Here is a 3,219-nt window from a genome sequence, read left to right as displayed (position 1 = left end):
TTTCCGCATCAGCCTTGTCAGATTGTTTCCGCCACCTTTTGGAGGCAGAAAAATAAATCCCAAAGGTCGCAAACAGGCCGAAAAAAGGGAAAAAAAGAAAGGTTAAATTATGAGTTACAACAAATTGAAATCATTGGTAGCGAACGTGGAAGCCATAGAAACGGCAATGAAAATCCAAGTTCAAGGCAGGCAGGCCACTGCGGAAGAAAAAGAAATTTTATCCCGATATTCTGGTTTCGGGGGTATCAAAGAAGTGTTGAATATAGGTACGGACAAGCCCATAGGTGGTGATATGCAAGAACCGATACAAAGATTGCAGGAGTTAATCAATGCTTACCCTCATTTCACAGAACCCATGCGACACAATGTCATAGAGGGTATCAAAGCATCTGTACTGACAGCATTTTACACTCCTAAATTCCTTGTTGATGCAGTGGTGCGGCAGATACACGCCACGTTCAGCGAAAACGGCCTCAAAATGCGTTCATTTCTCGAACCGAGTGCAGGTATAGGCGGTTTTCTGCCTATAGCCATGTCCGGCACGTATGACTATGCCATTGAGAAAGATCTCATTTCGGGGATGATACTTTCCCTGCTCCATGAGAACACGCTAACACGGACGGCTGCATTTGAAACCATTGGAGAACAAGGTTTTGAGCATACAACTTTCGATGTCATAGCCTCCAACATCCCGTTTGGCAATTTCCGGGTATTCGATGCGGAGCTGTGGAAGAAAGGCGGTATGTACGAACAGGCCACCAAGACCATACACAACTACTTTTTTGTCAAAGCGATGGAGTTGTTGAATGAGGGTGGATTATTGGCTTTCATCACATCGAGGGGCATAGCCGACACGCCCGGTAACAAGTTCGTGCGTGAATATCTTGTAAATCATGCAGACCTGATAAGTGCAATCCGTCTGCCCGATATGCTTTTCATGCAGACAAGCGGTATAGAGGTAGGCAGTGACCTGCTGATATTCCAAAAGCACACGCACAAGACGGTACTCTCACAACGGGAACAACTGTTTTTACAAGTAGGCAGGGAAAAGGCGGACGCCATAGGCACAATGACCGAATACGCCAACAAATTGTTTACCATGCCGAAAACTACCCTTGCAACAGGTAGCCGCATTGTACAGAACCAATACGGAAAATATGTGCGCAAATACCAATGGCAGGGAAATGAAAATGCCATGTCGCAATATCTCGCCGCACTGCTGAAACTCGACTTTGGTCGATATTTCCGCAAAAGTCTTTTCACAGGGAACGGACAGGGCAGCGAACATATGCAAATGTCCCTTTTCGGGAATGTAGCGATGAAACAAGTAGAAAAAGGTAAACGAGCCTACACGGATGGGGTGGAAGCATGGATGAAAGACGGCGCAATGGTACTGTTTGAGGGCCAGGTGGGTACTATCCAATATCGAAAATCAAGTCTTTATCAAGAGGTAGCCATTGATTTTGTGCCGGTGGACGAGGGTAAGGTCAATACAGATAGGGCGAAAGATTATTTTCCTATACGCAAAGCATACTTTGAACTGTCAATCAAAGAAAGGGAAGAACAAAAAGAGGATAACGGATTGCGTAGAGAGCTGAACGCCCGATACGATGCCTTTGTTGCCAAATGGGGCTGTTTCCACGAGAACGACAACAAGGAGTTTATCATGCTTGACAGCCTCGGTGTGGAAGTCTTTACAATAGAAATGCAGCTTGGAAAAGATTTAGTCAAGTCCGACATCATGCGTGAACCTGTGGCGTTCAAGAAGATAGACCCGAACAAACGGCTGACACCGATTGAAGCGTTGGCAAGCAGCTTGAATTTCTACGGCAAGGTTGATATGGACTACCTGATGCAGTCCACGGACAGTGCCGAGGAAGAAATCATCGGCGACCTCAAAGGTGAAATATTTTACAATCCCGCTATCGGGGAGTGGGAGCATAAAGGCAAGTTCCTTTCAGGCAATGTCATAGCCAAATGCAAGGAGATAGGTTCTTACTTGTCCGAACTCACGGACAGGGAAAAAGATTGGACGGAAACTGCTGTAAGGGCTTTGGCGGATGCGACACCCGAAGCGATACCCTACGAGGAACTCGATATTAACATGGGCGAGCGTTGGATTGACACAAAGTTATACGCCGATTTTGCAACTGAACTTTTCAAGGTAGAGACAAGTGTAATGTATTTCGATGTGAACGACACCTACATGGTACGTCTGCAAAGTTACTCTCCGGTGGCTTACAACACCTATTTCGTCCGCAACTATAACGGTGAGGATTTGTTTGTTCATGCCCTGCATGATACTGTACCCGAAATTACGAAAAAGATATACCGCAATGGTGATAAGGTGCGTGTGCCGGACGAGGAAGCCATACAAGAGGCAGCCACCAAGATACAGGAGATTAGAGACCGTTTCAACTGCTGGCTTGACAGGCAGCCGATAGAGGTTCGGGACGAGCTGGTAAGGGTATATAACGAGCGTTTCAACTGCTATGTTAGGCCGCACTATGACGGTTCGGCACAAACCTTTCCGCAGCTCTCTTTCGGGCAATTTCCATACGATAGCCTCTATCCCTCACAGAAAGATGCTATCTGGATGATTAAGCAGAACGGAGGCGGTATCTGTTGGCATGAGGTAGGCACAGGCAAGACGATGATAATGTGTGTTACCGCTTACGAAATGAAACGTCTCGGACTGGTACACAAGCCGCTTATTATCGGACTGAAAGCGAATGTGCACGAAATTGCTGATACGTTCCGCAAGGCATACCCTACGGCCAAAGTTCTCTATCCGGGCAAGGAAGATTTTACCCTTGCCAACAGGCAAGAGGTCTTTTCAAAAATCAAGAACAACAACTGGGACTGCATCATACTGACCCACGACCAGTTCGCCAAGATACCGCAGTCAGAAGAGACCATGATAGATATATTCACGGAAGAGCTTGCCGATGTGGAACGTAACCTTGAATTTTTGGAGCAGTCCACCATGCGTTACCGTAGCGGAAAGATGCAGGAGGGATTAGAAAAGCGCAAACAGAACCTTGGGGCTAAATTACAAGAACTGCGTATGAAAATCAATAATCGGAAAGACGATGCTGTGGACTTCCACACAATGGGAATAGACCATATTTTTGTAGATGAGTGCCATTATCAGAACTTTTATGAGTTTCCTATTAAATCACTCAATTATTTAGTAATCATTTGTTTTGATCTGTAAAC

Annotated in this window: 1 protein-coding gene; it reads left to right on the top strand. The window is 45.9% G+C overall.

Annotated features, from left to right (window positions below; all coding sequences use genetic code 11):
• The first annotated feature begins 109 nt into the window (after nt 1-109).
• Nucleotides 110-3,217, top strand: a complete 3,108-nt coding sequence (locus I2I04_RS05975; protein ID WP_195333880.1) for an N-6 DNA methylase — start codon at nt 110-112, stop codon at nt 3,215-3,217.
• The last annotated feature ends 2 nt before the right edge of the window (nt 3,218-3,219 follow it).

Origin of the sequence: Bacteroides sp. 1001136B_160425_E2 (genome assembly GCF_015559655.1) — a bacterium.
In the GTDB taxonomy this organism is placed as follows: Bacteria; Bacteroidota; Bacteroidia; order Bacteroidales; family Bacteroidaceae; genus Bacteroides; species Bacteroides luhongzhouii.
This window is presented reverse-complemented; position numbering and strand designations above follow the sequence as displayed.